Here is a 23042-nt window from a genome sequence, read left to right on the forward strand (position 1 = left end):
ATTAACCTCCTTTCCAATCGTACGCACATCCGCCAAGCATTTGGATGACGTGATCCGCCTGAGCCGTCAGGCATTGATGCAGGCACTGTAAAAAACGCACATAGTTGAGCAATTCTGGGGTGTTTGGAGGCAAACACTCATTGATATCATTAGAGACGATAATTAAATGGATCTGTTGGTCTGTAAGGGCCTGGATGAAGGCATCGAGCTCTTCGATAGCCTCTTTAGGGCTAAAGTCGCTGGCAAACATCACTTGGCTGCTCCAAAGGGTCAGGCAATCCAGCAATAGCGTGCTGTTGGCTTGCAAGCGAGGCAGGACTGCGTTTAAATCTATGGGCTCTTCCAGTGTAATCCAAGCCTTCCCTCTATCCTGTTGATGCCAACGAATACGAGCTTGCATCTCAGATTCTTGCGGCGTCGCGGCTGTTGCTAAATAAAAAAGCGCCCCCCCTCGTGTCTCAGCATCCTGCTCGGCAAGTTGCTCTGCCAATCGACTTTTTCCTGAGCGCACCCCTCCTGAAATAAAGGTCAGCATGACAAACGCCCCCATTCCTGCAAAGCCATTAACAGCCGCTGATTGTCAGCGCGCGAACGTATGGCAAATCGTAGCGCTGAGCCATTTAACCCTGCAAAGTTGTGAGTGTGACGAGCGAGTAAACCGCGTTGCAGTAGGAAAGGCAGCAAGGCATTTGAGTCGCGTTCGGCTGATGGGGGCTGCAATAGAAAAAAATTGGCTTGGGTCGGGGGAATCGAATAGTGACACTCGCGCAGTTGCGGTAACAGCCAGGCGTGTTCTTGTGCTAACCAATCGTGGGTCGCGGTTAAAAATTCACGGTCCTGCAGCAGATGCGGCACGATATTGGCGGCAAAGGTATTCACACTCCACGGAATTTGTCGTTTTTTAAGCTGTGCGATGCATTCGGTGTTGGCCAGAATATAGCCGATTCTGAGCCCCGGTAAGGTGAACATCTTGGTTAAGGAGCGTAACAGAATCAAGGGTGTGTTTTTATTCAGACAGCGTGGCAATTGGTTTTGTTCATGAGGGGCAAAGTCGATAAATGCCTCATCAACGATCAGTGTACAGTTGGTTTTTTTTGCCTGATCGACCCATTCTTCCATTTCCTCCATGCCAATAAGGATGCCTGTCGGGTTATTGGGGCGGGCGATAAACACCACATCCTGCGCCGCCATTTCGGCAAAAATAGCCTGCTTAGGCAAGTGGAAGTCAGGTGTAGAAAGTTGTTTGATGCTGGATGTTAGGCCGTAGTGATCGCAGGCTCGACGGTATTCCGCAAAGGTTGGCTCCAAAATCAAACAGCGCTTGCCTGCGAACAGGGAGGTTGCCAAAAAGATGGCCTCACTGCCGCCATTGGTTAAGCAGACCTGCTCAGGTTGCACGCCTTCGGCCTGCGCAATGGCATGGATGGCATCCGTATACTTGGGGTCTGGATAGCGCGTTAGGGTGTCCAATTGCGATTGAATAAACGGACCCAACCAAGCGGGTGGCCCCAAAGGGTTGAGGTTGGTACTAAAATCAATAACCTTATGTTCTTTGGGGAAGCCATAATAGGCCAGAATTGATTCTGACTGACCACCATGCGAAGGCCAGGGTGCTGTGCTTGAATGATTCATTGCAGAACCCATCCCAGCAAGCTGATTAAGGCAAAAAATAGGGTGAAAACGATCCAAGCACCATGCATCAGGCGAATACTTTGGCCTATATGCGCGGTTTGCAGTGGCTGGTTGTTTGAACCCAGAATGGCTCGGTGAGAGGCGATGCCTTGGTAATAATTGGTTCCACCAAGTTGCACACCCAGCAAATTCGCCACCATGGCCTCCGGCCATCCGGCATTGGGGCTTGGATGCAGAGGGGCTTGCTGCCACGTGTGTCGCAGTGCATCCGTTGTACGAACACCTTGCAGCAGGATGGCCGCGATCCAAAAACAAGCGGCTGTCAAACGAGCAGGCAGCCAATTGGCTATATCATCCAGCTTCGCAGAGGCATAGCCAAAGTCGGCATAGCGTTCGTTTTTATAGCCGACCATCGAGTCCAGGGTGTTGATGGCTTTGTAACTCATGGCCAAGGGGGCGCCACCTAAAAAGGCCCAGAACAGGGGAGCGGTGATGCCATCGACGGTATTTTCGGCCAGGGTTTCCACCGTGCCACGAGTGATTTCGGCTTCATCCAATGAGTGGGTGTCGCGCCCAACAACATGGGATAAATAGGTACGTGCCAGCATGAGGTCGCCTTGGCCTAGGGGTCGAGCAACGGCGAGCGCCGCATCCTTTAATCCTTTGATGGCAAAACAAGACGACAGCAACAGGATTTCCAGCAGCAGGCCGAATACCGTATGAAGTGCATAGGCGAGCGCTAAGCAGCCATAGGTGATCGCAAAGGTGCTCATCACAACGCTAGCGGTTAATAAAAAGCCATTGATACGTTGTGTGCGGTGGTCGCCACGGTTCCAACGTGCATCAAGTCTGCTGATGAATGCGCCTATCAGTTGCACTGGGTGTGGAAGACGTTTGGGGTCTCCCACGACTAGATCCAAAAGAATAGCCATCAAAATAACGCAGAGTAAACCTAAACTTAAGCTTGAAAGCAGCATGAAAGCGCCATGACCATCGGTTGTGAACAAGGGGTAATGAAGTTGGCTATCATAGCAAAAACACGATGTGTTGGTGCAGCTTTCATCAAGGCATGTTCACCGTTTGCTATTGAGCTGTGGTAACCTTCGCGTTTTGAATGATTCGAGTCGATGTTCAAGGAGCCAAGGTGAGTCAGATGGTTGAGAAGGGGGTGTTCAACATCCCACTGCTTTCAAATGAGTTGGATGCCGAGATTCAACACAAAATCGACATGAAAACCAAACCCCAAGGATCACTGGGTCGTTTAGAAAGTTTAGCGGCTCAGATTGCGCGCCTACAACACACGTTATCACCTTGTACCGACACGGCCATGCACTTGGTGTTTGCCGCTGATCATGGTGTGTGTGAAGAAGGGGTAAGCCCTTTTCCTCAAGAAGTGACGGCGCAAATGGTACTGAATTTCCTGCAAGGTGGTGCGGCCATTAATGTCTTTTGTCGCCACAATAACGTCGGTCTTAAGGTCATTGATGCGGGCGTTAAAACGTCTTTGCCTGAGCATCCTGATTTGGTGTCCTGTCCGGTTGCATCGGGCACTCGTAACTTTGCGCAAGAGGCAGCCATGTCGGCTGGCGAACTGGCGCAGTGTCTGCAAACAGGAGCAGAGATGGTCGATTGCTGGGCTGCAGATGCGCAGGTGTTAAGCTTGGGTGAAATGGGAATTGGCAATACCACTACTGCTGCCGCTGTCTTGGCTGCGTTACTCAATATACCCGCACGGGATATTGTCGGGGCCGGAACGGGGGCAAGCCCCGAGATGCAAGTGCATAAAGCACAGGTCATTCAAGCAGCACTTGAACACCACCAGACGCATCAACTATCGCCTCTAGAGATTTTGCAATCCGTGGGTGGACTGGAAATTGCCATGATGACTGGAGCTTTTTTGCGCGGAGCTGCCCTTAAAAAATTGCTCGTGGTCGATGGTTTTATTGCCACCAGCGCGTGGATGGTGGCGTACCAGCTCTGCCCGCACATTCGTGACTACACGGTCTTTGCGCATCAAAGTCATGAGCAAGGTCATCAGCCTATTCTGTCTCAGCTGGGAATCGTGCCCCTGTTGACACTCGATTTGCGTTTAGGGGAAGGGACGGGTGCCATTGCGGCGATTCCGCTGATTCGTTTAGCGACTGCTTTTTTGAATGAAATGGCCTCCTTTGATGATGCAGGGGTGAGCCAGTCCGCATGAGTACGCCCAAGACAAGTCTGGTCCGCCAAGAGTGGCAAGCGTTTTGGTTGGCGATGAGCTTCCTGACGCGTATTCCAGTTTGGGTCAAGATTGATTACTCCCAGCGCCTAATGAACCTATCCAGTCTTTATTTTCCGCTGGTGGGCTTGTTACTGGGGGTGTTGAATCTGCTTGCGTACAGTCTGCTGATCAGTCTGTTGCCACTTACGGTCACTTTGCTGCTATTGCTGGTATTGCACTTATGGATAACGGGTGCCTTTCATGAAGATGGTTTGGCCGACAGCCTTGATGCGTTTGGCGGCGGCTACACCCGCGAGAAGCGCTTAGAGATTATGAAGGACAGCCGTATAGGCACCTATGGCTCCGTTGCCCTGTTTTGTGTGCTGGCATTAAAGTGGGCCATTTGGGTTGAGCTAGACAACTTAGCAATCGCGCTGTTAATGGCGCCTGCGATTGCCCGCTTAACGCCGCTGTTTTTAATGCATTTTATGCCCTATGTCACCGCATCCGAGCAAAGCAAAACCAAGCCTGTTGCTGACTCTATGAGTTTAGGACGCTTGGCTTTCGCCATCCTTGGTGTGCTGCTGGTGGCGCTTATTGCCCAGGTGTTTTGGATAACCCTTCTTGCCATTGCGATCACGCTGTTGTACTGGGGATACAGTCTGCATCGGAACTTAGGGGGATACACAGGGGATACACTGGGGGCCAGTGTGATTATCTCTGAGCTGGTCTTTTTGCTCTTGCTGCTGATTGGACGCTGAGTATGCGTTACTGGATCAGGCATGATCGACCCTTGTTATCAAGCCATCTGTGTTACGGTTGGCTTGATGTACCTTTGGCGGTGCCTGTGCAAGAGACCCTTACCCAGCTGCCCAGCTTGCCAATCCATCTGCCCATTTACACCAGTCCTTTGCAGCGATGCCGTTTATTGGCTGAAGCCTTGGCCGAAGGTAAGCAATCTTTACATTGCCTTGATGCACTGCGAGAAATTCATTTTGGTCAGTGGGAGGGGGTCGAGTGGGATAAAATCAGCCGAGCTGAACTCGATGCTTGGGCCGAACAGCCTTATGCCTACTCCTTTCCAGAAGGGGAGTCGATCCCTGAATTTTTAGCCAGAGTTCAAGTCTTACTCGATGACCTTCCAAGTGAGGCCATCGTCATCACCCATGCTGGCGTTATTCGCGCGGCCCTGCATTTTGTGAAACACCTCCCCCTTGAAGACGCCTTTGCGACTCCGGTGGGGTATGGTCTGTGTCTAGAATTTTGATGGTGAAAAAAGCATGGATAGATTCATATTGGCAAGCGTGTCGATGCTTTGAGTTCTCGCAAGGAAATGTTAGATGCAATCGCCGATACTCCAGGCAGTTTTCTGAGTACCTGATCCACGAAGCGGCTGTAATCGTCCAAATCCTTAGCGACCACTTGCAGTAGAAAATCGGCGGCTCCGGTTGTGTTATGGCACGACAAAACATTGTCACAACGCTGAATCACCTGTTCAAAGCGCTGTGTAGTCTCTTCATCGTGTTGGTTGCAGGTGAGCTGTACAAAAGCGAGCACACCAAAGCCCAGTTTACGGCGATCAAGATTGGCTTGGTAGTCGGTAATGATGTTCTCTTCTTCTAGGCGTTTCAGGCGGCGCCAGCAGGGTGTTTCGCTCAATGACAATTCAGTCGCCAACTTCGCATTCGACAAACGGCCGTCTTGCTGCATACGTCGAAGAATATCAGTATCTACCTTGTCTAAGCTGATCATTGAAAGACTCCTCTAAAATAAATCCATTTTAAGAAATAATATTCCAAAGTCTGATGGATTTATACGATAAAAAGCAAGGTAATTTCTGGTGAATTCAGTAGTCTGTTAGCTCAACCAATTGATCACCTGAGGGGGGAAGCATGAAAGCCGTTGTGTATGAGCAGTTTGCGAAGGCACCAAAGATAATGAGTGTACAGGACCCAACACCTGAGGCCCATGGTGTGGTGATCAAGGTTGAGGCGACAGGTGTGTGTCGAAGTGACTGGCACGGTTGGATGGGGCACGATCCGGACATAGAACTCCCTCATGTTCCTGGGCACGAGTTTGCTGGAGTCATTGAAGCCGTCGGGAAAGATGTTAAGTCTTTTAAAGTGGGTGATCGAGTCACGGTGCCATTTGTCAGCGCATGCGGCGCTTGTCCTGAGTGCCACGGTGGAAATCATCAAGTCTGCGGCAACCAAACTCAGCCTGGATTCACGCATTGGGGATCGTTTGCAGAATATGTCACTATCCACCATGCCGATGTTAATCTGGTGACACTACCGGAAGCCATGGACTTCGCCACTGCTGCTAGCCTTGGATGCCGTTTTGTTACATCCTTCAGAGCCGTGGTTGACCAAGGCAAAGTGAGTGCAGGGCAGTGGGTGGCTGTGTATGGTTGCGGGGGGGTTGGGCTTTCAGCCATTATGATTGCGAACAGCATTGGTGCCAATGTTATTGCGGTTGATGTAACAGAGGACAAGCTAGCGCTCGCTAAATCCCTGGGGGCTTATGCAACGATTAACGCCTTGCAGGTTCCTGATGTTGCCGAGGCGATTAAAGAGATCACGCGTGGTGGCGTGCATGTTTCACTTGATGCCCTAGGTCACCCGACAACCTGTATTAATTCGATCAAAAGTTTGAAAAAACTGGGTAAACATGTTCAGGTCGGTTTGTTATTGGCGGATCACGCGACACCGCCAATTCCGATGAATCTTGTGATAGCGCATGAGCTGGAAATTATTGGCAGTCATGGCATGCAGGCATTTCGGTATGATGCCATGCTCGCCATGATTAAATCGGGCAAGCTGCGTCCTGATAAGCTGCTGGGACGCACCATCAGCTTAGAAGAGTCCATCGCAGCGCTCACCACGATGGATACACATAACCCGCCGGGTGTGACCGTGGTGACGCATTTTTAGAATGCCTGTACCGTAAGGGTAAACACAAGAATAATGCTAGCCCCATTGTGTTTACCCTCAGATTAAGTCCGTTATGTTGCGGACTTGGTCTGGCGCCTAAACCAACTAAACCGGCGAAGGCTGATCAGAGCCTGCCTGCCCGCGCAAGGATAAATCTGCTACTATGGCCACTCGTTTTTTATTTGATTTGAGGTGTGTTCATGACGATTCATCGTATCAATCCTTGCAAGCGCTGGTCAGATGTAACGGTTTTTAATGGCATCGCTTACTTTGTGGAGGTGCCGGAATCGGATCTAAGTGCCGATATCCAAGGCCAGTTGGCTCAGATATTGGAACAGGCGCAAGCTTCGCTGGCAAAGATTGATAGTGACAAAAGCCGGATTTTATCTGCCACCATCTACATTACAGATTTTGCCAATCTGCCAGCGCTGAACGAGGTTTGGGATGAATGGTTTCCAGAAGGTACCGCGCCAAGTCGTGCCTGTGTGAAAGCAGAATTGGCGGATCCAGATTACTTGGTCGAAATTGCATTTACCGCTGCTGCGGGTGCCAAGTTTCAGTCATAAGCAACGGGAATAGATGCTGCCGGAGCTATTGTTCTCGGGCAGCCGCTTCGCGCAATTTATCCTTTTTGCTTTTTCGTTTGCCTTTAACGGGCGCTTTACCTTGAGTGTTTTGCGGTGATGCCTGCGTTGGTGTTGGGCTAGGCTCAAACCCTTGAATCTGTTCGAGTGTCACGTCAAGCTGGTTGCGTTTTACAATCAGTTTGAAGTGAGCATCACTGTCAGGGTCGATAAAGGAGAAAGCGGTGCCTGCTTCACCGGCCCTTGCGGTACGGCCAATGCGGTGGATGTAATCGGCCGGTGCACGCGGCAAGTCGTAATTCACCACATACGGCAGTAAGGGAATATCAAGGCCGCGTGCCGCCAGATCGGTTGCAATCAACACCCGAATTTTGCCAGTTTTGAATGCAGCCAAGGTGGAGCTGCGCTCTGTTTGCGACTTGTCTCCGTGCAGTGTTTCGACGTTAAAATCGTATTTGTAGAGCTTGTCAGCTACATTCTCAGCCGTGCGCTTGCTCGCGACAAACACCAAAAACTGTGCACCGGGGTACTCGGTGAGCAGGTGGCGCAGGAGCGTGGTGCGCTGTGCTTTGTCCACTTCAATCGGACGTTGAGTGAGGCTGTCCGGCAACTTGTTTTGTCGTTCAATCTCGATGCAAACTGGATGAAATAAGAGTTGATCGATTAAGGCATCGACCTCTTGCGGGAAGGTGGCCGAAAACAGCAGGTTTTGTCGCTGTGCTGGCAACAGGTTGATGATCTGCTGCAATTCATCAGCAAAACCCAAATCCAGCAGGCGGTCCGCTTCATCCAACACCAGATGCAGCACTTGATTTAGATTGATGGCATTTTTTTCGATCAAATCCAGCAGACGGCCTGGGGTTGCGACCATAAAATCACAACCGCCGCGCATGGCCTGCATTTGGGTGTTAATCGAGACACCGCCGTAGACTGCAAGGCTTTTAATACGTCTTGGGTAATACGCGCTGAATGCTTGAATTGCCTGTTCAACTTGTACGGCCAGTTCACGGGTGGGAACGAGCACTAAGGCGGCCACCTGATTGCTTCTGAGCCCAGGGTGGTTGAGTAGCTTTTCTAGCAGTGGCAATACAAACGCCGCCGTTTTTCCTGAGCCTGTTTCCGCCGCCGCCAAAACGTCACGTCCTTCCAGAACCGCAGGTATCGCTTGGCTCTGAACAGCTGTAGGGGTTTCGTAACCCAATGTATCAAGTGAGCGTTGGAAAAAATCAGACAGACCCAAGGAAATAAACGACATAAGAGGATGTATACCGAGTGAAGATTAAAAAACCATTTTAGCAGGTTTGGAGCGCTAAGTCCGACAGGCTTTTTGCGTCGGAGATGGGCCCAACGCACTGCGTTGGGCCTAAGATTTACTTTAATTCAGAGAGTTCTTCACTAAACCAAATTTTGCGTCTAAAACGAGGGTTTTTAGAGGACATATCGATTTTATAGGGATTGGCTTCTTGAGTCTGTGGCAGATTAAGCAGATTACACAGCTCCTGCGCTAGCCATTTTTCAACTTTCAAAACCACCATCTTCTTACGCAAACGACCTTGTTCATCACGGTTTAAGATTGTGGGCAGTGTGTTCAATGTGAGTATTTCGCCAATCGCTGGGTGCGCCATACGTTCACGCCCTTCATCACTGGCATAAAAATGTGAGACAGCAAACACCATGCGTTGAGGGTTGATCTGCTGTAAAAATTGGCAGGACTTGACCACGGTCGACCCTGTACGCACCATGTCATCGAACAGAACGATGCTGGATCCTTCTAATCCATCAAAAGTATGCTCACTTTCTTTATGCAATGTGATCTCAACTTTTCGCTCAGCCGTTCGTTCCTTGTCGAGCATAATGAATTTGGCTTTGCTTAGACCAAGAGTTGTAAACATTTGTTTAACGAAGTCGCGCGCTCCTTTATCTGGAGCGCACAGAACCAAACCATCGCCGTCCTCGCCATAACTCAAAATGTTTGAATTGAGTAAGTAATGGGCATAAATCCCGTAGGGAATAAGGTTATGGAAGTCACCATCAAACACATCCGAAAAAATCTTCTGAACGGATTCAGAGTGATTGTGAATGGTCATCACAGTGTCCACGCCCGAAAACTTTAAGAGTTGAGCGTAGAGTTTAGCGGTGAAGGGTTGTCCATCAAACTTTTTGATGTCATTGATGTCACGTTCAAAATGCGTTTGCCCTAAATCTTTATGGGGGCCACGATCTTGTGCACTATAGAAAAGATCCGGTTCGACCAGAATGACGCGTTCGGCACCGTTTTCCTTGGCTGCACGTGCAATAATTAAATTATTCATCGCCAACTCTTGTCGGCTCTTAGTATGACTTGTTGTACTGACGATGATGACTGGGCGGCCTTTGAGTGTGCGTCCAATATTATCAAAGTCGGTTTCGTCCGATATAAACCTAGGACAAAACTCGGAGTTCATGAATTGCTTCATGCTAATTAGGTCAGCAATATCTTCTCGTTGCCCCATGGCATAAGCAACATCAATGGCAAAGGGGTTGTCTGAAGTGTTGCTCACGACAACAGGAGTGGACGGGCTGGCCGATAAAGTCATGGACGATCCTTAAAAAGGGTGAAATTACCGCTAATTTTAATACGTGTTGGATTATTTCAATAGAGTTACTTTGCAACTTCTTGCGGATTGTACAGGTGTTGTTTTGCCGCCTTAATCACAGATTGACGAACTTGCGCCATGACAGGGCTTTCGGCTTGCCAAAAGTGCCAGTACAAGGGAATGTCTTGCACATATCCAGGAACAACGTCTACGAGTTGCTGACTCTCAATCAAACCTTTCACTTGCAGCTCTGGCATCATTCCAAACCCTAGCCCTGCCAATGCCGCTTTGACAAATCCTTCAGAGGATGGGATCAGATGTATGGTTTTAGGCTCGGCTCCTGCCATGGCTGTCATAAACTGGTGTTGTAATGCATCGTCACGACTGTAGACGAGGCAAGGAGCGTAGAGCAGTCGGTGAGCGTCAAATGTCTCTAGATGTAGGCGCTTAATGAAGTGGGGGCTAGCGAGAGCTCGGTAACGCATTGTGCCTAAAGCGATACAGGCTCCCCCATTCACGGGTACAGCACTGTCACATAAGCAAGCCATGACTTCGCCTTGTTTCATGCGCCTTAGTCCAACGGCTTGATCTTCGACCGATATATCAAAACGCAACTGAGGGTATTGATCAATTACTAAGGCCTCTGGCAGCCAAGTGGCTAAAGAGTCTGCATTGACTGTAATTCGAATAATCAAATCCTCTGGGTCAATGGCTAAACCTAAGCTTGCCTCCATCTGCTTAACCTGTTGCAGGTGATTAAGTAAACGCTCCCCCATTAAGGTGGGCTTAGGTGGGGTGCTTCTAAATAAAAGTGGCTGCCCTAATTGGCTTTCAAGTTGCTTGATCCGTTGACTCACCGCCGATTGGGTGAGATGCAACGCTTGCGCGGCTTTTTCAAAACCACCTTGTTCAAACACAGCAGCGAGTGCTTGTAGGAGTCGATAATCAATCATTAGAAATACTTATGATGCATAAAAATTATTTGTTAGATTAATGATAACGCATGGATTAGTCTCTGCCAATCATTCAATGAAGCCAGTGGAGGCTGTGATGTGGGTATTTGCGACAGGTTTTGTAGTGTCTTTAGGGTTGATTGTGGCCATAGGTGCTCAAAATGCTTGGGTGTTAAGCAATGCGATGCGCGGTTACCATCGGAGTGTGATTGCCAGTGTTTGCATTCTCTGTGATTCGATTTTAATCATCATCGGTGTCTATGCAATTCAACACATTCAGTCATTGATTCCACCTTTAGTGCCGATTTTAACGGTACTGGGTGTGGCGCTATTGTTGAGTTTAGCCTTTAAATCCTTAATGCGTGCGGCCAAAGGAGGAGAGGGATTGCAGGTGTCCGATGTGATTAACCAGCCGAGTGCAGTGAAAGTGGCCATCACGGCGTTGGCCATAACCCTTTTGAATCCACACGTATACTTGGATACGTTGGTTTTGATTGGCAGTGTGGGTGCGCAACAGACGGACAAGCTATGGTTTGTGGTGGGGGCTTGCTTTGCTTCGTTTGTTTGGTTTTCAATTTTGACGAGTTGTGCGCCTTTGCTGAAAAAACACCTCAGTTCACCTACCCATTGGCGGGTGTTTGATGCGGGTATGGGGATGATTTTACTCGCTGTGGCCGTGAGTTTGGTTGTTTCGTATAGTCAGTGAGCGGGAAGGTTGACGTGTGTTTAAATGTTGAATACTGAGGTCAGAGGTTCCCAGATGAGGTGAGCCTCTCAGACAGTGAAAACCTAAGAGGACTCTTTATACCTATTTAGAACGCAGGTACGACCGCACCTTCGTATTTTTCGAGAATGAAGGCTTTCACTTCATCGGTTTTAAGCACGTCTACCAAGGTTTTCAAGGATTCAGCGTCTTGGTTATCCGCATGTGTGACCAAAATATTGACGTACGGTGATTCGCTGCCTTCAATAAACAACGCATCATCGGCTGGGTTTAAACCGGCTTCTAAAGCGTAGTTGGTGTTAATGAGTGCAAGATCAACTTGATTCAGAACACGTGGAAGGGTCGCCGCTTCAATTTCACGGATACGCAGCTGCTTAGGGTTGTCTTGAATGTCACGGACACCTGCTGTGATGCCTGCTTCTGGGTTTAGCGTGATTAAGCCAGCCGTTTGTAACAATAATAATGCACGACCACCATTGGTAGCATCATTGGGAATGGCCACTTGAGCGCGTTCAGGCAATTGTTCAAGATCGGTGTGCTTAACCGAGTAAGCGCCAAAGGGCTCAACGTGAATACCGGCTAGGGTAACCAAATCAGTCCCACGCGTGCTGTTAAAGTTATCTAGGTACGGCTGGTGTTGGAAAAAGTTGGCATCAAGGCGCTTTTCCGACACCTGCACATTGGGTTGGACGTAATCGGTAAATACACGCACGTTCAGTTCAATGCCTTTTTCAGCCAGGGTCGGCTTCACAAACTCTAAAATTTCAGCATGTGGAACGGCGGTGGCGGCGACTTGTAAACTTGCTGCATGTGCTGAAAAAGCGGTTAAAGCAGCTAAGGTCACGAGTAATTTTTTCATTCAATATCTCCAAGGGGCTAACAAAATAAGACAGGTTTCATTTACGTGAAAAGTGAATGACTAAGCGGTCTCCTAGACTCTGTAATAGTTGTACCAAAATCAGTAACAGAACGACGGTCACAACCATGACGTCGGTTTGAAAGCGTTGATAACCAAAGCGTATGGCCAAGTCACCTAGGCCTCCGGCGCCCACGACCCCCGCCATGGCGGTATAGGAAACGAGTGTAATGGCGGTGACGGTAGAGGCCGCGATAATCCCGGGTCTTGCTTCTGGGAGCAAGGCTTGGGTAATAATCTGCCAAGTGCTCGCTCCCATGGCTTGTGTGGCTTCAATGATGCCTTTATCCACTTCACGCAGGGCTGTTTCGACCAGACGTGCAAAGAAGGGGGTTGCGCCCGCAACTAAGGGGGGAATTGCACCCGCGACACCAAGTGACGTACCCGTAATCAACAAGGTTAAAGGAATCATCACAATCAACAGAATGATAAAGGGCAAAGAGCGCAACACGTTGACAAAAAATGAAAGAATCCCATAGAGCGCTTTTTGTTCAAACATTTGCTTCGGAGCCGTTAAAAACAAAATGACGCCTAGAGGTAAGCCAAAAAGCACGGTGAATAGCATGGAGCCACCGAGCATCATCAAGGTGTCGAGCGTGGCGAGCCAGATATCATACCAATCGACGTTGTTAAAAAATGAACTCATGGGCGAAGGATCTCCACCATCACATCGGCTGCACGGAAGGCATCCAACGCAGCTGCCGTGTTGCCTCCAATTAAAGAAAGGGTTAATTGACCATAAGGCGTGTCACGAATGTAATCGATACGGCCATTTAGAATGCTGTAGTCAACACCGCTGTGGCGTGCCACCTCACCCAACAGAGGCGAATAGGTGGACTCGCCTTGAAAGGTTAGTTTGATGATGCAGCCTGTGATTTGAGCAAAGCGTTTGAGTTGCTCTTGTTCATCAAGGTGTTCGTCTTCGTAGACAAAGCGGCGCGTAGTAGGATGTTGAGGATGCAAAAAGACCTCCGACACACTGCCTTGTTCAACAATTCGGCCCGCATCCATCACGGCAACCTGATCACAGATGCGACGAATCACATCCATCTCGTGCGTAATAAGCACGATGGTTAGGTTTAGCTCTCGGTTTATTTCATTCAACAATTGCAATACTTGACCCGTTGTTTGCGGATCAAGAGCGCTGGTTGCCTCATCGCACAGAAGAATACTGGGATTGGTCGACAATGCGCGAGCGATGCCCACGCGTTGCTTCTGTCCACCGGATAATTGCGCAGGGTATTTTTGGGCATGGTCGGTCAAACCGACACGTTCGAGTAATTGGTGAACGCGTGCTCTAATTTGTGACTTGGACAGCTCGTTTGCAAGCTTCAAGGGCATAGCGACATTGTCAGCCACTGTTTTTGACGACAGTAGATTAAAATGTTGAAAAATCATCCCGACGCCTTGTCGAAAACGACGTAAAGCCGCTGCATCTAGTGCCGTAATATCTTGATCCTTAACAAGAATGCTTCCAGACGTCGGTTCTTCTAGACGGTTAATAAGGCGTAAGAGAGTACTTTTACCGGCTCCAGAGTGACCGATAAGACCGAAGATTTGGCCCTCTGGGATCTGTAGATCGCAAGGCTCCAGCGCGGTAATCTCACGCCCACCGACCTTATAGGCTTTGTGTACGTGTTTAAACTGAATCACAAAAAAATTAACCTTGTGGCTGAAAAATAGCAGGCAATATTACCACAAAGTCGTAGAAGTGAATGTGAAATATAATACTAACCTTATAGACAAATTTCATGTTCCACACGGTTACGCCCTTTTTGCTTGGCTTGATAAAGCGCGGTATCGGCGTGTTTTAGAAGCAGTGAGGGTGAATCCACAGTTTCTGGCCAAGTGGCAATGCCGATGGAGAGCGTAATCGTACCGATTGACTGCCCTAAGTATTCAATCGGTGTTTTTTCGACGTCAAGGATGAGCTGCTGCGCTCGTCTGACGGCATGTTCATTGGAGGCGGCAGGCATCACCACCACAAACTCCTCGCCACCGTAACGGCAGGAAATATCGGTTTCTCGAAAGTGCGTTAACAAACATTCAGCGAGGGTTTTTAATGCCATGTCGCCGGCTTCATGGCCAAATCGGTCGTTAAACTGTTTAAAGTGGTCAATATCACAGATGAGCAGGGATAAAGGCGTGCCTTGGCGTAACGCAACCATGGATTCTCGTTTTAAAAGCTCGTCAAAGAACCGACGGTTTTTTAAGCCTGTGAGTGCATCTTCATAGGATAATTGTTGCAGCTCCTCTTGCAGCTTAATACTCGAAAGTGTGATGCCAATCCGATCGGCCGCCCTTGAAATAAAGAGTGAAATGGCATTGATCGTATCATCATGGATCAAAGGGCTTTCGTCGATTTCAATGACAGCACACACATAGCTTTTATCGGTTGCATCATCCACCTTGATTGAAAAGCTGAGAATGGATTGAGGCGTTAGGGTCGACGGCAGCATACGGTCTCGAACAGAGTTAAAGCGAACCGTTGCCGGTAAAGGCTTAAGCAACGCGGGTAGGCGTTTGAACAGGAGTTGCAAGGCTTCTTGTAACTCTGTGCATTTGTGCAATTGTTCGACTAACTGCTCAAGTGCTCGCATTTTTTTGTTTTCGAGAGCGAGTAGACGGGCGCGCTCTTTTTCTCTGAGGGCATAGCGTTGAATTTTTTCGGTGCGCTCAATGACTTTTTGCTCTAGCGAGAGGGTCAAGTCGACCAGTGCTTTTTGGGTTTGGTTGAAGTGCACTATAGAGATAACAACCAAGGTCATGGAGAAAAGTAAGGCTCCCACGGATACAGGAAAACGCCACCAAGCGATCAATCCATGCGCAACAGCCATGTCGATCAGGAGAAAAACCGAGTATACGGCATACGCACAGACGATTAGTTTTTGCGTGGTATCGAGTTTGGTGTGTTGCGGCACAATAAGCACCAGCATGCTGATGAGCGTTAAAACAAATAAGGCATCAAACACAGGGTAAAAATGTGCCAGTCGAATGATTTCAGTTAAGGATAAACCTAAAGCGACGACCAAAAAAACAATATGGATATTCCGTATCCATCTCAGCATACGGAACAGCGGAGAGGTGTTCGCAAGCCAGTAATAGAGAAGACCCGAGATCGCAATAGGCAGTGTAAAGTAAGACGTGGCTGCCAAGTATCGCCAGAGCATCGGTGCATTGTAGATGAGTTGCGAGGCTTGGCTTTCACCGATAATCATTCCTGCCGAAGCAAACGAGAAGAGTGTGAGGTACAAGTAGGTTTGCTTGTGTGATTGAAAAAGAGAAAAAATAAACGCCAAAATACCGATTAACACGCAAAAAGCAAAAATGATGCGTTCTTTTAATGAACTCGACAAGATAAATAGAATTAAGTCGGGCTTCTCCATCACCTTAACTTCACCCCATAAGCCAATATCACTGTAATCCGAAAAGATTCGGAAGTAGATAGGCTTACCTTGAAAACCTTCGGGCAGTTTGATGCTGTGCCAAGGCCAGCCTGCAAACGCACCGCGACCCGCTTCATCAAATTGTCCGAATTCGTATATTTTGTTTCCATCAAAGTAGACCTGAACAAGCAAGTCCACACTGTAGATATATAAAACGGGATCGGTCCATTGTCCTTGCGGCAGTAAGGTTTTGTACCAAACATTGGTTTGGCCCTTGCGCTCGGGTGGGTTGGAAGGGAAGTCAATGGATTGCCATTCAGGTGAATCGAACGGCTCTTGAGACCAGAGGGGCGTTCCATGCTCATTAAAGGGAGAATCACCCCAACGGTAACTCCAATCCCGATCCAGTGAGACCGTGGCGGAGGTTGCAGTCGGCACCCAGCAACACATCGCGATCAAAAATATGAAACAACATGAGGTCACTAGGCGTCCAATACGTGAGTTTAATGTTAGTGCCATACTTCAAAATACCGTGCGATGGGTTATGTCTGAGTGTTTCCTCATCCTTGTAAGTTTGAATTGTAGCGGAAAACATATAATTTTGAATTGATTGAGTGTAAAAATGTTTTTTAAAACGTGAGCTTATATGACATTTATAAGTGTTTGATGTTGGGTTAAATACTACGACCTCGTTTGAGATCTATTTTTTAGGCTTGATTGAGCGTGGTATACTGATGCTTTTGGGTGGCAAGTCCAGTGCGTTACTTTGATTCTATCGTTATAGGCGCCGGTGCGGCAGGTTTGATGTGTGCGGCAACCGCTGGACAGCGAGGCCGTCAGGTCGCGGTTTTAGATCATTCGAATAAAGTCGGTAAAAAGATCCTGATGTCGGGTGGAGGACGTTGTAACTTTACCAATTACAATGTGGAGCCACGCCATTACTTGTCCGAAAATGCCCATTTTTGTATCTCTGCTTTACGTCGCTACACACAACAGGATTTTTTAGAGTTGGTAAACAAATACCAGCTTGAATACCATGAAAAAACGCTTGGCCAGTTGTTTTGCAATAATCGAGCTAAGGATATTTTGAATATTCTATTGGCTGAATGTGAGCAAGCGGGCGTGACCATCGAAACACGCTGTCAAATTCATACAATTGAAAAAACTGAAGGTGGCTTTGAACTCACAACGAGCTTAGGCCCGATGGCCTGCGAGTCTTTAGTGATTGCCACAGGTGGCCCGTCCATTCCAACCTTGGGGGCGACTGGGTTTGGATACGACGTAGCCCAACAGTTTGGTTTACGAGTGACTGAGCGCCAAGCCTCCTTGGTGCCCTTTACGTTAAAAAACGATGCCTTATCCTTAGCTCAAGCGCTGGCTGGCGTTGCCTTGCCAGTGAGTATTAGCTGTCGTGGGCAAACCTTCAAAGAAGCTATGCTGTTTACCCACAAGGGGCTGAGCGGTCCTGCCGTTTTGCAAATCACCAATTATTGGTACTTTGGCGATGAAGTTGAAATCGATTTATTGCCCGATCAAGATCTAGCCACTCTCGTGACTCAATGGCAACGAGAGGGCGCAAAATCTGAGCTGAAAACTCTATTAAGCCGCATCTTGCCAAAGCGGTTGGTGAGCCATTGGTTGGACTTTCCCGAGTTGGCGAACTCGATTGCCAATAAAGCCATTGCACAGCTCAGCAAAAGTGATATTGAGGTTTTGGTTCGTTATTTTCACCACTGGCGTATTACGCCCTCGGGAACGGAAGGCTACAAAACGGCTGAAGTCACACGCGGTGGTGTGTCAACGGACGAGCTTTCGTCTAAAACCTTTGAAGCGAAGCAGGTGCCGGGGCTGTATTTTATCGGTGAGGTCATCGATGTGACCGGATGGCTAGGTGGCTATAATTTTCAATGGGCTTGGTCGAGTGGTTATTGTGCAGGGCAGTATGTTTAGCGGCGTTTAGCTGACGTATTTTGCTATTGCAGAGCGTATGATCTATTCATCATAATGACTCGAAATCCTTTTTAACACGGGGTATTGCTGTGAGACTTGTCCTGATTGGGAGTGTGCATGTCAGCCATTATTGAAGTTCGTCAGGTGTCAAAGGCCTTCGGCAGTCTAAATGTCATTAATGATTGTTCGATACAGGTTGAGCAAGGATCAATAACGGGGTTGATTGGCCCAAATGGCGCGGGAAAGTCGACGTTGTTTAATTTGATCGCTGGAACCTTTGCCCCAGACAGCGGGAGTATTTGGTATCAAGGCCAAGACATAACGTCTATTCCTGCCAATCAGCTTTTTCATCGCGGCTTGTTAAGAACCTTTCAGATTGCACAAGAGTTCTCTCACATGAGCGCTTTAGAAAATCTGATGATGGTGCCGCCACAAAAAGGGGAAAGCCTTTTTAATACTTGGTTTCGTCCATCCGACGTGCGTGCTCAAGAAGCCGAAGTGCGCGAAAAAGCGCTAGAGGTGATTGAGTTTGTCGGTTTGGCGCATGTTAAAAATGAGTTGGCGGGTAATTTATCCGGCGGTCAAAAGAAACTGCTCGAGCTGGGCCGCACCATGATGGTGGATGCCAAGGTCGTGTTGTTAGATGAAATCGCAGCCGGCGTTAACCGCACGCTGTTGCAGGATTTGATTCGCAATATTCAGCGTTTGAATACCGAAAGAGGCTATACCTTTCTCGTGATTGAGCATGATATGGACATGATCGCACAGCTGTGTGATCCGGTGATCGTGTTGGCGCAAGGCAGCGTGATGATGGAAGGGACAATACAAGAAATACAAGAAGATAAGTCTGTCATCGAAGCCTATTTTGGTAATGATGCACACTGATCCGAAGTTTAGAGGTTTGTGAATGCATTTACTTGAAGCAAAGAATGTTCATGGCGGCTATGGCGGGATGAACATTCTCAATGGTGTGGATTTGGCCATTAACGCGGACGAAATCGGCGTCATTGTTGGCCCCAATGGGGCAGGGAAGTCGACCTTATTAAAAGCCATTTTTGGCTTGTTGCGCGTCACCGAAGGCAGTATTGAGCTTCGTGGTGAGCCTATTACAAATGCCGACCCTGGTGAGTTGGTTTTGAAAAAAATGGCCTTTGTGCCCCAAGAGAAAAACATATTTCCATCCTTGACCGTTCAAGAAAACCTTGAAATGGGTGCTTACAGTCGACGAGACAATTATCAGCACATCCTTGAGCAGGTCTACCATTTCTTTCCCCCTTTAGCCGACAAGCGTGCTCAACCCGCCGGTGAGTTATCGGGTGGCCAGCGGCAAATGGTGGCGATGGGACGGGCGTTGATGATTGAGCCGAGTCTTATTTTATTGGATGAGCCGACGGCGGGTTTATCCCCCTTGTACATGGCGGATATTTTTGAGCGCATCGTGACCATCAATGCGGCAGGTGTGGGCGTGTTAATGGTGGAACAACATGCAAAGCAAGCCTTAAAAATCGCCCATAAAGGCTTTGTCCTTGTCGCTGGACAAAATCGATTTACTGACACTGGCATGAACTTGATTAATAATCCTGAAGTGGCTAAAGCTTTTTTAGGTGGCTGAAAGGCTGAGGTGAACCTTTGAACGAACTTGTTTTCTTTATTAATAATGTCCTTATTTCAGGTGCGGTGATCGGATCGATCTATGCCTTGGGGGCCGTGGGAATTACGCTGATTTTTAGTATTCTGCGTTTTGCTCACTTTGCACACGCTGACTTAATGACATTGGGTGCATTCTTTGCATTTTTCTTAACGGCGTTATTTCCCGCGATTGGCCCTGCTTTAGGCTTGCCTACAGCCTTCGTCATGCTGCCGTTGGCCATGGGATTAACAGCCCTGACCGCCGTGTATTTGGACAAAGCCTTTTATAAGCCTTTGCGTGCGCAAGGGGTGAAGCCAATCGTATTGGTTATGGCGTCTCTGGGCGTTACCTTGATGCTCCAGGGACTTATTCGCATGTTTATGGGGACGAGTAGCCGTTCTCTTTACATCGATGATCGCAAAGGCATCCATCGTATTGATGTGCCATTTGAGCTGGCCAATCGTCCGATTGTGATTACCGATCCTCAGATCCTCCTGATACTGTTTTTGGTCGTGGCGGTGATCGCCCTGCATCTGTTTTTAACGCGCTCAAAACTGGGCAAAGCCATGAGAGCCATGTCGGACAACCCAGATTTGGCGAGAGTATCAGGTATTAATACTCAAAAGGTCGTGACCGTTACTTGGATTATCGCAGGCTCGCTTGCGGCGGCTGCAGGGACTTTACTGTCGTTGGATGTGTCGCTTAAGCCGGATTTAAGCTTTATGTTACTGCTGCCCATCTTTGCGGCAGCGATTGTGGGGGGAGTCGGGCATCCATACGGCGCACTGGCGGGTGGGTTTGTTATAGGGTTTGCAGAAACCTTATCCGTCTTTAACTGGGCGGTGTTACTACGGCCTTTTAGAGATCAGTTATGGTTTGAGTTGCCCGCGAATCTTGCCTTTGTGCCAACCGAATACAAAATCACCGTACCTTTCTTTATTTTGTTGGCCATTTTGGTATGGCGTCCGACCGGTCTGTTTAAAGGGAAGGTCTTATAATGAATATGCAATGGCGGACAAAAGAGTTTGGATTGTGTATGGCCTTGGCCGTTTCAATTCTATTGCTGATGGTGTTTATGGGCAGCGCTTACGGAATACGCGTGTTGGTCGAAGCGAGTTGTTATGCAATCATCGCCCTGGGGTTGACCATTCAGTGGGGATACGCTGGATTATTTAATGCGGGCATCATGGGATTTGTGGCCATTGGTGGCTTTTCAGCGATGCTGCTGACGTTCCCTGTTAATCAGGGCTTTTGGTCTTCAGATCAGGCCTCAGATTTGGGGCAGGCATTCTTGAAATTACTGGGTGCGGTGGTCATTGTCTGGGCCGTGGTTCAGTTGCGCCGATTGTCGGTGCCAAGGAGCATTCGCTTACCTTTGTTATTGATAACGCTCGCCGTGGCCTATTTGTGGGTTGTGAATGGGTTTGCACCTGTGACTCAGGCGATCGTCTCTCAACATGGCTTTATCGGCGGCTTCGGAATGCCGGTGTGGGTCGGTTGGTTAGTTGGCGGTATTCTGGCTGGCACGGTGGCCTATTTTATTGGGCATATCTGCTTAGGCTTGCGCAGTGATTATTTGGCGATCGCCACACTGGGTGTTGCTGAGATTATTAAAGCCTTCTTGAAAAACTCAGAATGGCTCACGCGCGGAACATTAACTGTGTCGCCACTGCCTTGGCCGGTTCCTGGGGCTGGAGAGATTGGTTTTATTACCGCACGTGCATTGTACCTTTCTGTGACGGCGGTTCTGATTGTGATTATTTTTTATCTGTTGCATGCCGCGTACAGAGGCCCTTGGGGGCGGATGATGCGAGCGATACGCGATAATGAGTTGTCATCAGCGGCCATGGGGAAGGATGTGAATCAGCGCCGTCTTGAGGTTTTCGTTTTGGGCTGTGTTTTGATGGGGGTAGGTGGGGCAGGTCTGGCTACCTTTAATGGTATTTTTGATCCAAACGGCTATTTGCCTTTGAACCACACGTTTCTAATTTGGGTGATGGTCATTTTAGGTGGCCCAGGTAACAATTTAGGCACCGTGTTTGGTGCGGTGTTTGTCTATGTTATTTGGGTTATGTCAGAACCCGTGGCGCTGTTTATTTTAAATACAGTGAGCTATTTGGGAAATCTCTGGTTTGCGTGGGAGGCGCCTTCGGATTTTGCCAGTCGAGCCTTGCAAGCTCGTGTGTTTACCATAGGGTTGATTATCACCCTAGTGTTGCGTTTTGCCCCTAAAGGCTTGTTCCCTGAAAAAGTGCAGCAGTATTCATAGCGTCATTTAAATATAACGCCCGCTGCTTTCAATAGCGCGGGCGTTATAGGTGTTACTCGATCAGACCAACGGTTGTGAAGGCTCCGTCACGCACGACCATTTCTTCAATAATGCCCGGCACGTTACCGCGCTCATCAAAGTCTTGTGACCCTGCGGCACCTTCATAGTTGATATCTTGGCCCGCTTTGAGCAATTCAACGGCTTTTTCCCATTCGCCGGGTAAAATCACTTCGCCTGGTGGTAACGCAACTGAGCGTAGCGCAGCGCTTAAACCTTCACGATCTGCGCTGCCATTTTTTTCGATGGCCAATGCAAGAAGGAAAGCCGCATCATAGGCTTGGCTGGCAAACACTGAGTTAGGGTCAAAGCCCGCGGCAGCTGCGGCTTCAGAGAAAAGCTCACTGCCTGGAATGTCCGGCTTACCTGGACGTGTAGCAATCATGCCTTCGAGGACATCTGCGCCAACAGCGCCGACCAAGCGATCACCCACCATGCCATCGGCACCAATGTACTGTGTAAAATTACCGCTTTCATAGGCCTGACGTAGAATCGTCTCGCCAGAGGTATCGGCATAGGCTAAGACTAACAACGTGTCGACGCCACTGGAGGCAAGCGACCCCAGTTCTGAACGATAATCGGCTTTGCCGTCCTCGTGTGCGAGGTTAGCAGCAATGCTACCGCCGCCAGCTTCAAAGACACTGGAAAAGGCATTTGATAGGCCTTGGCCGTAATCGTTATTCACGAAGGTCACGACTATTTCGTTAATGCCTTTTGAGAGGAGAAGGTTGGCGAGCACCTCGCCTTGGTATGAATCTGATGGGGTTGTCCGGAAAACGAGATCATTATCGTTGATTTCAGCAATGGCGGGTGATGTCGATGCCGGGGAGACCATTACAACCCCAGCCGGTACTGCAACATTGTTGGCCGCTGCAATCGTGGCACCAGAACACAGTGCACCCACAATCGCGGTGACTTTTTCAGTGTTGATCATTCTGTCGGCCGCGTTAATGGCGGCAGAGGCATCTGTGCAGGTGGTGTCTGCAGACAAAAGGGTGAGTGTCTGGCCATTAAGGATGCCGCCTTGCTGATTAATTTGCTGAACCGCCAGCTGTGCCCCAGAAAAGATAGGAGGCGCTAAACTTTCAATAGGGCCTGTAAATCCTCCAATAAAGCCTAGTTTGACTTCAGCATGAGCGAAGCTTCCTAAGCCCAATGCAGTGACGAGTGCAGAACATAGAAGGGTAGGTTTTAACATAGTGTGTTCCTTGAGCAGGGTTAGAGTACAAAGG

General features: G+C 48.7%; 23 protein-coding genes. 11 read left to right on the plus strand and 12 right to left on the minus strand.

Annotated features, from left to right (window positions below):
- Position 1: 1 nt before the first annotated feature.
- From F5971_RS01415 to cbiB, 3 genes are read right to left on the minus strand one after another with little or no spacing between them, the layout of a single operon-like run.
- The gene (locus F5971_RS01415; RefSeq protein ID WP_036506687.1) at positions 2-535 is read right to left on the minus strand and encodes a bifunctional adenosylcobinamide kinase/adenosylcobinamide-phosphate guanylyltransferase; all 534 of its coding nucleotides are present in this window, start codon (positions 533-535) and stop codon (positions 2-4) included.
- Positions 529-1632, minus strand: coding sequence for a threonine-phosphate decarboxylase CobD (gene cobD / locus F5971_RS01420; RefSeq protein WP_193493595.1), 1104 nt, complete (start codon positions 1630-1632; stop codon positions 529-531). Before cobD ends, F5971_RS01415 begins: the two co-directional genes overlap by 7 nt.
- Positions 1629-2609 (minus strand): adenosylcobinamide-phosphate synthase CbiB, encoded by a 981-nt coding sequence (cbiB, locus tag F5971_RS01425; RefSeq protein ID WP_193493597.1) that lies wholly within the window; start codon positions 2607-2609, stop codon positions 1629-1631. The genes cobD and cbiB overlap by 4 nt, the downstream gene beginning before the upstream one ends.
- Before the next feature lie 176 nt (positions 2610-2785).
- On the opposite strand from cbiB, the gene cobT reads away from it, so the two are divergent.
- From cobT to F5971_RS01440, 3 genes are read left to right on the plus strand one after another with little or no spacing between them, the layout of a single operon-like run.
- Positions 2786-3832: a nicotinate-nucleotide--dimethylbenzimidazole phosphoribosyltransferase gene (cobT, locus tag F5971_RS01430; protein ID WP_193494037.1), complete on the plus strand. Its 1047-nt coding sequence runs from the start codon at positions 2786-2788 to the stop codon at positions 3830-3832.
- Positions 3829-4593: an adenosylcobinamide-GDP ribazoletransferase gene (gene cobS / locus F5971_RS01435; RefSeq protein WP_193493599.1), complete on the plus strand. Its 765-nt coding sequence runs from the start codon at positions 3829-3831 to the stop codon at positions 4591-4593. The genes cobT and cobS overlap by 4 nt, the downstream gene beginning before the upstream one ends.
- A gap of 2 nt (positions 4594-4595) precedes the next feature.
- Positions 4596-5099 carry a histidine phosphatase family protein gene (locus F5971_RS01440; protein WP_193493601.1) on the plus strand — a complete coding sequence of 168 codons (504 nt, stop codon included), beginning with the start codon at positions 4596-4598 and terminating at the stop codon, positions 5097-5099.
- A gap of 23 nt (positions 5100-5122) precedes the next feature.
- On the opposite strand, the gene F5971_RS01445 is transcribed toward F5971_RS01440, so the two are convergent.
- Positions 5123-5584 carry an Lrp/AsnC family transcriptional regulator gene (locus F5971_RS01445; RefSeq protein WP_193493603.1) on the minus strand — a complete coding sequence of 154 codons (462 nt, stop codon included), beginning with the start codon at positions 5582-5584 and terminating at the stop codon, positions 5123-5125.
- A gap of 140 nt (positions 5585-5724) precedes the next feature.
- Here F5971_RS01445 and F5971_RS01450 point away from each other — a divergent pair, with 140 nt between their 5' ends.
- Complete coding sequence (locus F5971_RS01450; RefSeq protein ID WP_193493609.1) at positions 5725-6765, plus strand: zinc-dependent alcohol dehydrogenase family protein; 1041 nt, start codon at positions 5725-5727, stop codon at positions 6763-6765.
- A gap of 200 nt (positions 6766-6965) precedes the next feature.
- Positions 6966-7331, plus strand: coding sequence for a RidA family protein (locus tag F5971_RS01455; RefSeq protein WP_036506721.1), 366 nt, complete (start codon positions 6966-6968; stop codon positions 7329-7331).
- A gap of 25 nt (positions 7332-7356) precedes the next feature.
- Here the strand turns inward: F5971_RS01455 and F5971_RS01460 are convergent, their stop codons facing one another.
- From F5971_RS01460 to F5971_RS01470, 3 genes are all read right to left on the minus strand, one after another.
- A complete protein-coding gene (locus tag F5971_RS01460) occupies positions 7357-8604 on the minus strand; it encodes a DEAD/DEAH box helicase (RefSeq protein WP_193493610.1) in 1248 nt (415 codons plus the stop codon).
- Between the two features lie 115 nt (positions 8605-8719).
- Positions 8720-9925, minus strand: coding sequence for a ribose-phosphate diphosphokinase (locus F5971_RS01465; protein ID WP_193493611.1), 1206 nt, complete (start codon positions 9923-9925; stop codon positions 8720-8722).
- A 65-nt stretch (positions 9926-9990) separates the two neighbouring features.
- Complete coding sequence (locus F5971_RS01470; protein WP_036506723.1) at positions 9991-10878, minus strand: LysR family transcriptional regulator ArgP; 888 nt, start codon at positions 10876-10878, stop codon at positions 9991-9993.
- A gap of 97 nt (positions 10879-10975) precedes the next feature.
- Here F5971_RS01470 and F5971_RS01475 point away from each other — a divergent pair, with 97 nt between their 5' ends.
- Positions 10976-11584 carry a LysE/ArgO family amino acid transporter gene (locus tag F5971_RS01475; RefSeq protein ID WP_036506726.1) on the plus strand — a complete coding sequence of 203 codons (609 nt, stop codon included), beginning with the start codon at positions 10976-10978 and terminating at the stop codon, positions 11582-11584.
- A gap of 106 nt (positions 11585-11690) precedes the next feature.
- Here the strand turns inward: F5971_RS01475 and F5971_RS01480 are convergent, their stop codons facing one another.
- The 4 genes from F5971_RS01480 to F5971_RS01495 all read right to left on the minus strand — a co-directional run bounded on the left by F5971_RS01480 (position 11691) and on the right by F5971_RS01495 (position 16342).
- On the minus strand, positions 11691-12461 hold the full coding sequence (locus F5971_RS01480) for a MetQ/NlpA family ABC transporter substrate-binding protein (RefSeq protein ID WP_036506729.1): 771 nt from the start codon (positions 12459-12461) through the stop codon (positions 11691-11693).
- 37 nt (positions 12462-12498) lie between these two features.
- Positions 12499-13164, minus strand: coding sequence for a methionine ABC transporter permease (locus F5971_RS01485; protein ID WP_193493612.1), 666 nt, complete (start codon positions 13162-13164; stop codon positions 12499-12501).
- Complete coding sequence (locus tag F5971_RS01490) at positions 13161-14171, minus strand: methionine ABC transporter ATP-binding protein (protein ID WP_036506732.1); 1011 nt, start codon at positions 14169-14171, stop codon at positions 13161-13163. Before F5971_RS01490 ends, F5971_RS01485 begins: the two co-directional genes overlap by 4 nt.
- Positions 14172-14254: 83 nt before the next feature.
- Positions 14255-16342, minus strand: coding sequence for a sensor domain-containing diguanylate cyclase (locus F5971_RS01495; RefSeq protein ID WP_193493620.1), 2088 nt, complete (start codon positions 16340-16342; stop codon positions 14255-14257).
- Between the two features lie 318 nt (positions 16343-16660).
- Here F5971_RS01495 and F5971_RS01500 point away from each other — a divergent pair, with 318 nt between their 5' ends.
- The 5 genes from F5971_RS01500 to F5971_RS01520 all read left to right on the plus strand — a co-directional run bounded on the left by F5971_RS01500 (position 16661) and on the right by F5971_RS01520 (position 21753).
- Positions 16661-17854 carry a BaiN/RdsA family NAD(P)/FAD-dependent oxidoreductase gene (locus F5971_RS01500; protein WP_193493622.1) on the plus strand — a complete coding sequence of 398 codons (1194 nt, stop codon included), beginning with the start codon at positions 16661-16663 and terminating at the stop codon, positions 17852-17854.
- Positions 17855-17971: 117 nt separating this feature from the next.
- Positions 17972-18739: an ABC transporter ATP-binding protein gene (locus F5971_RS01505; protein WP_036506737.1), complete on the plus strand. Its 768-nt coding sequence runs from the start codon at positions 17972-17974 to the stop codon at positions 18737-18739.
- A gap of 22 nt (positions 18740-18761) precedes the next feature.
- The gene (locus F5971_RS01510) at positions 18762-19466 is read left to right on the plus strand and encodes an ABC transporter ATP-binding protein (protein ID WP_036506739.1); all 705 of its coding nucleotides are present in this window, start codon (positions 18762-18764) and stop codon (positions 19464-19466) included.
- Between the two features lie 17 nt (positions 19467-19483).
- On the plus strand, positions 19484-20482 hold the full coding sequence (locus F5971_RS01515; RefSeq protein ID WP_036506742.1) for a branched-chain amino acid ABC transporter permease: 999 nt from the start codon (positions 19484-19486) through the stop codon (positions 20480-20482).
- Positions 20482-21753 (plus strand): branched-chain amino acid ABC transporter permease, encoded by a 1272-nt coding sequence (locus F5971_RS01520; protein WP_246187739.1) that lies wholly within the window; start codon positions 20482-20484, stop codon positions 21751-21753. Before F5971_RS01515 ends, F5971_RS01520 begins: the two co-directional genes overlap by 1 nt.
- Before the next feature lie 52 nt (positions 21754-21805).
- Here F5971_RS01520 and F5971_RS01525 read toward each other — a convergent pair whose 3' ends face one another.
- Positions 21806-23008: an ABC transporter substrate-binding protein gene (locus F5971_RS01525; protein ID WP_193493624.1), complete on the minus strand. Its 1203-nt coding sequence runs from the start codon at positions 23006-23008 to the stop codon at positions 21806-21808.
- Between the last annotated feature and the right edge of the window lie 34 nt (positions 23009-23042).

The organism is Nitrincola alkalisediminis (genome assembly GCF_009821115.1).
Taxonomy (GTDB): domain Bacteria; phylum Pseudomonadota; class Gammaproteobacteria; order Pseudomonadales; family Balneatricaceae; genus Nitrincola; species Nitrincola alkalisediminis.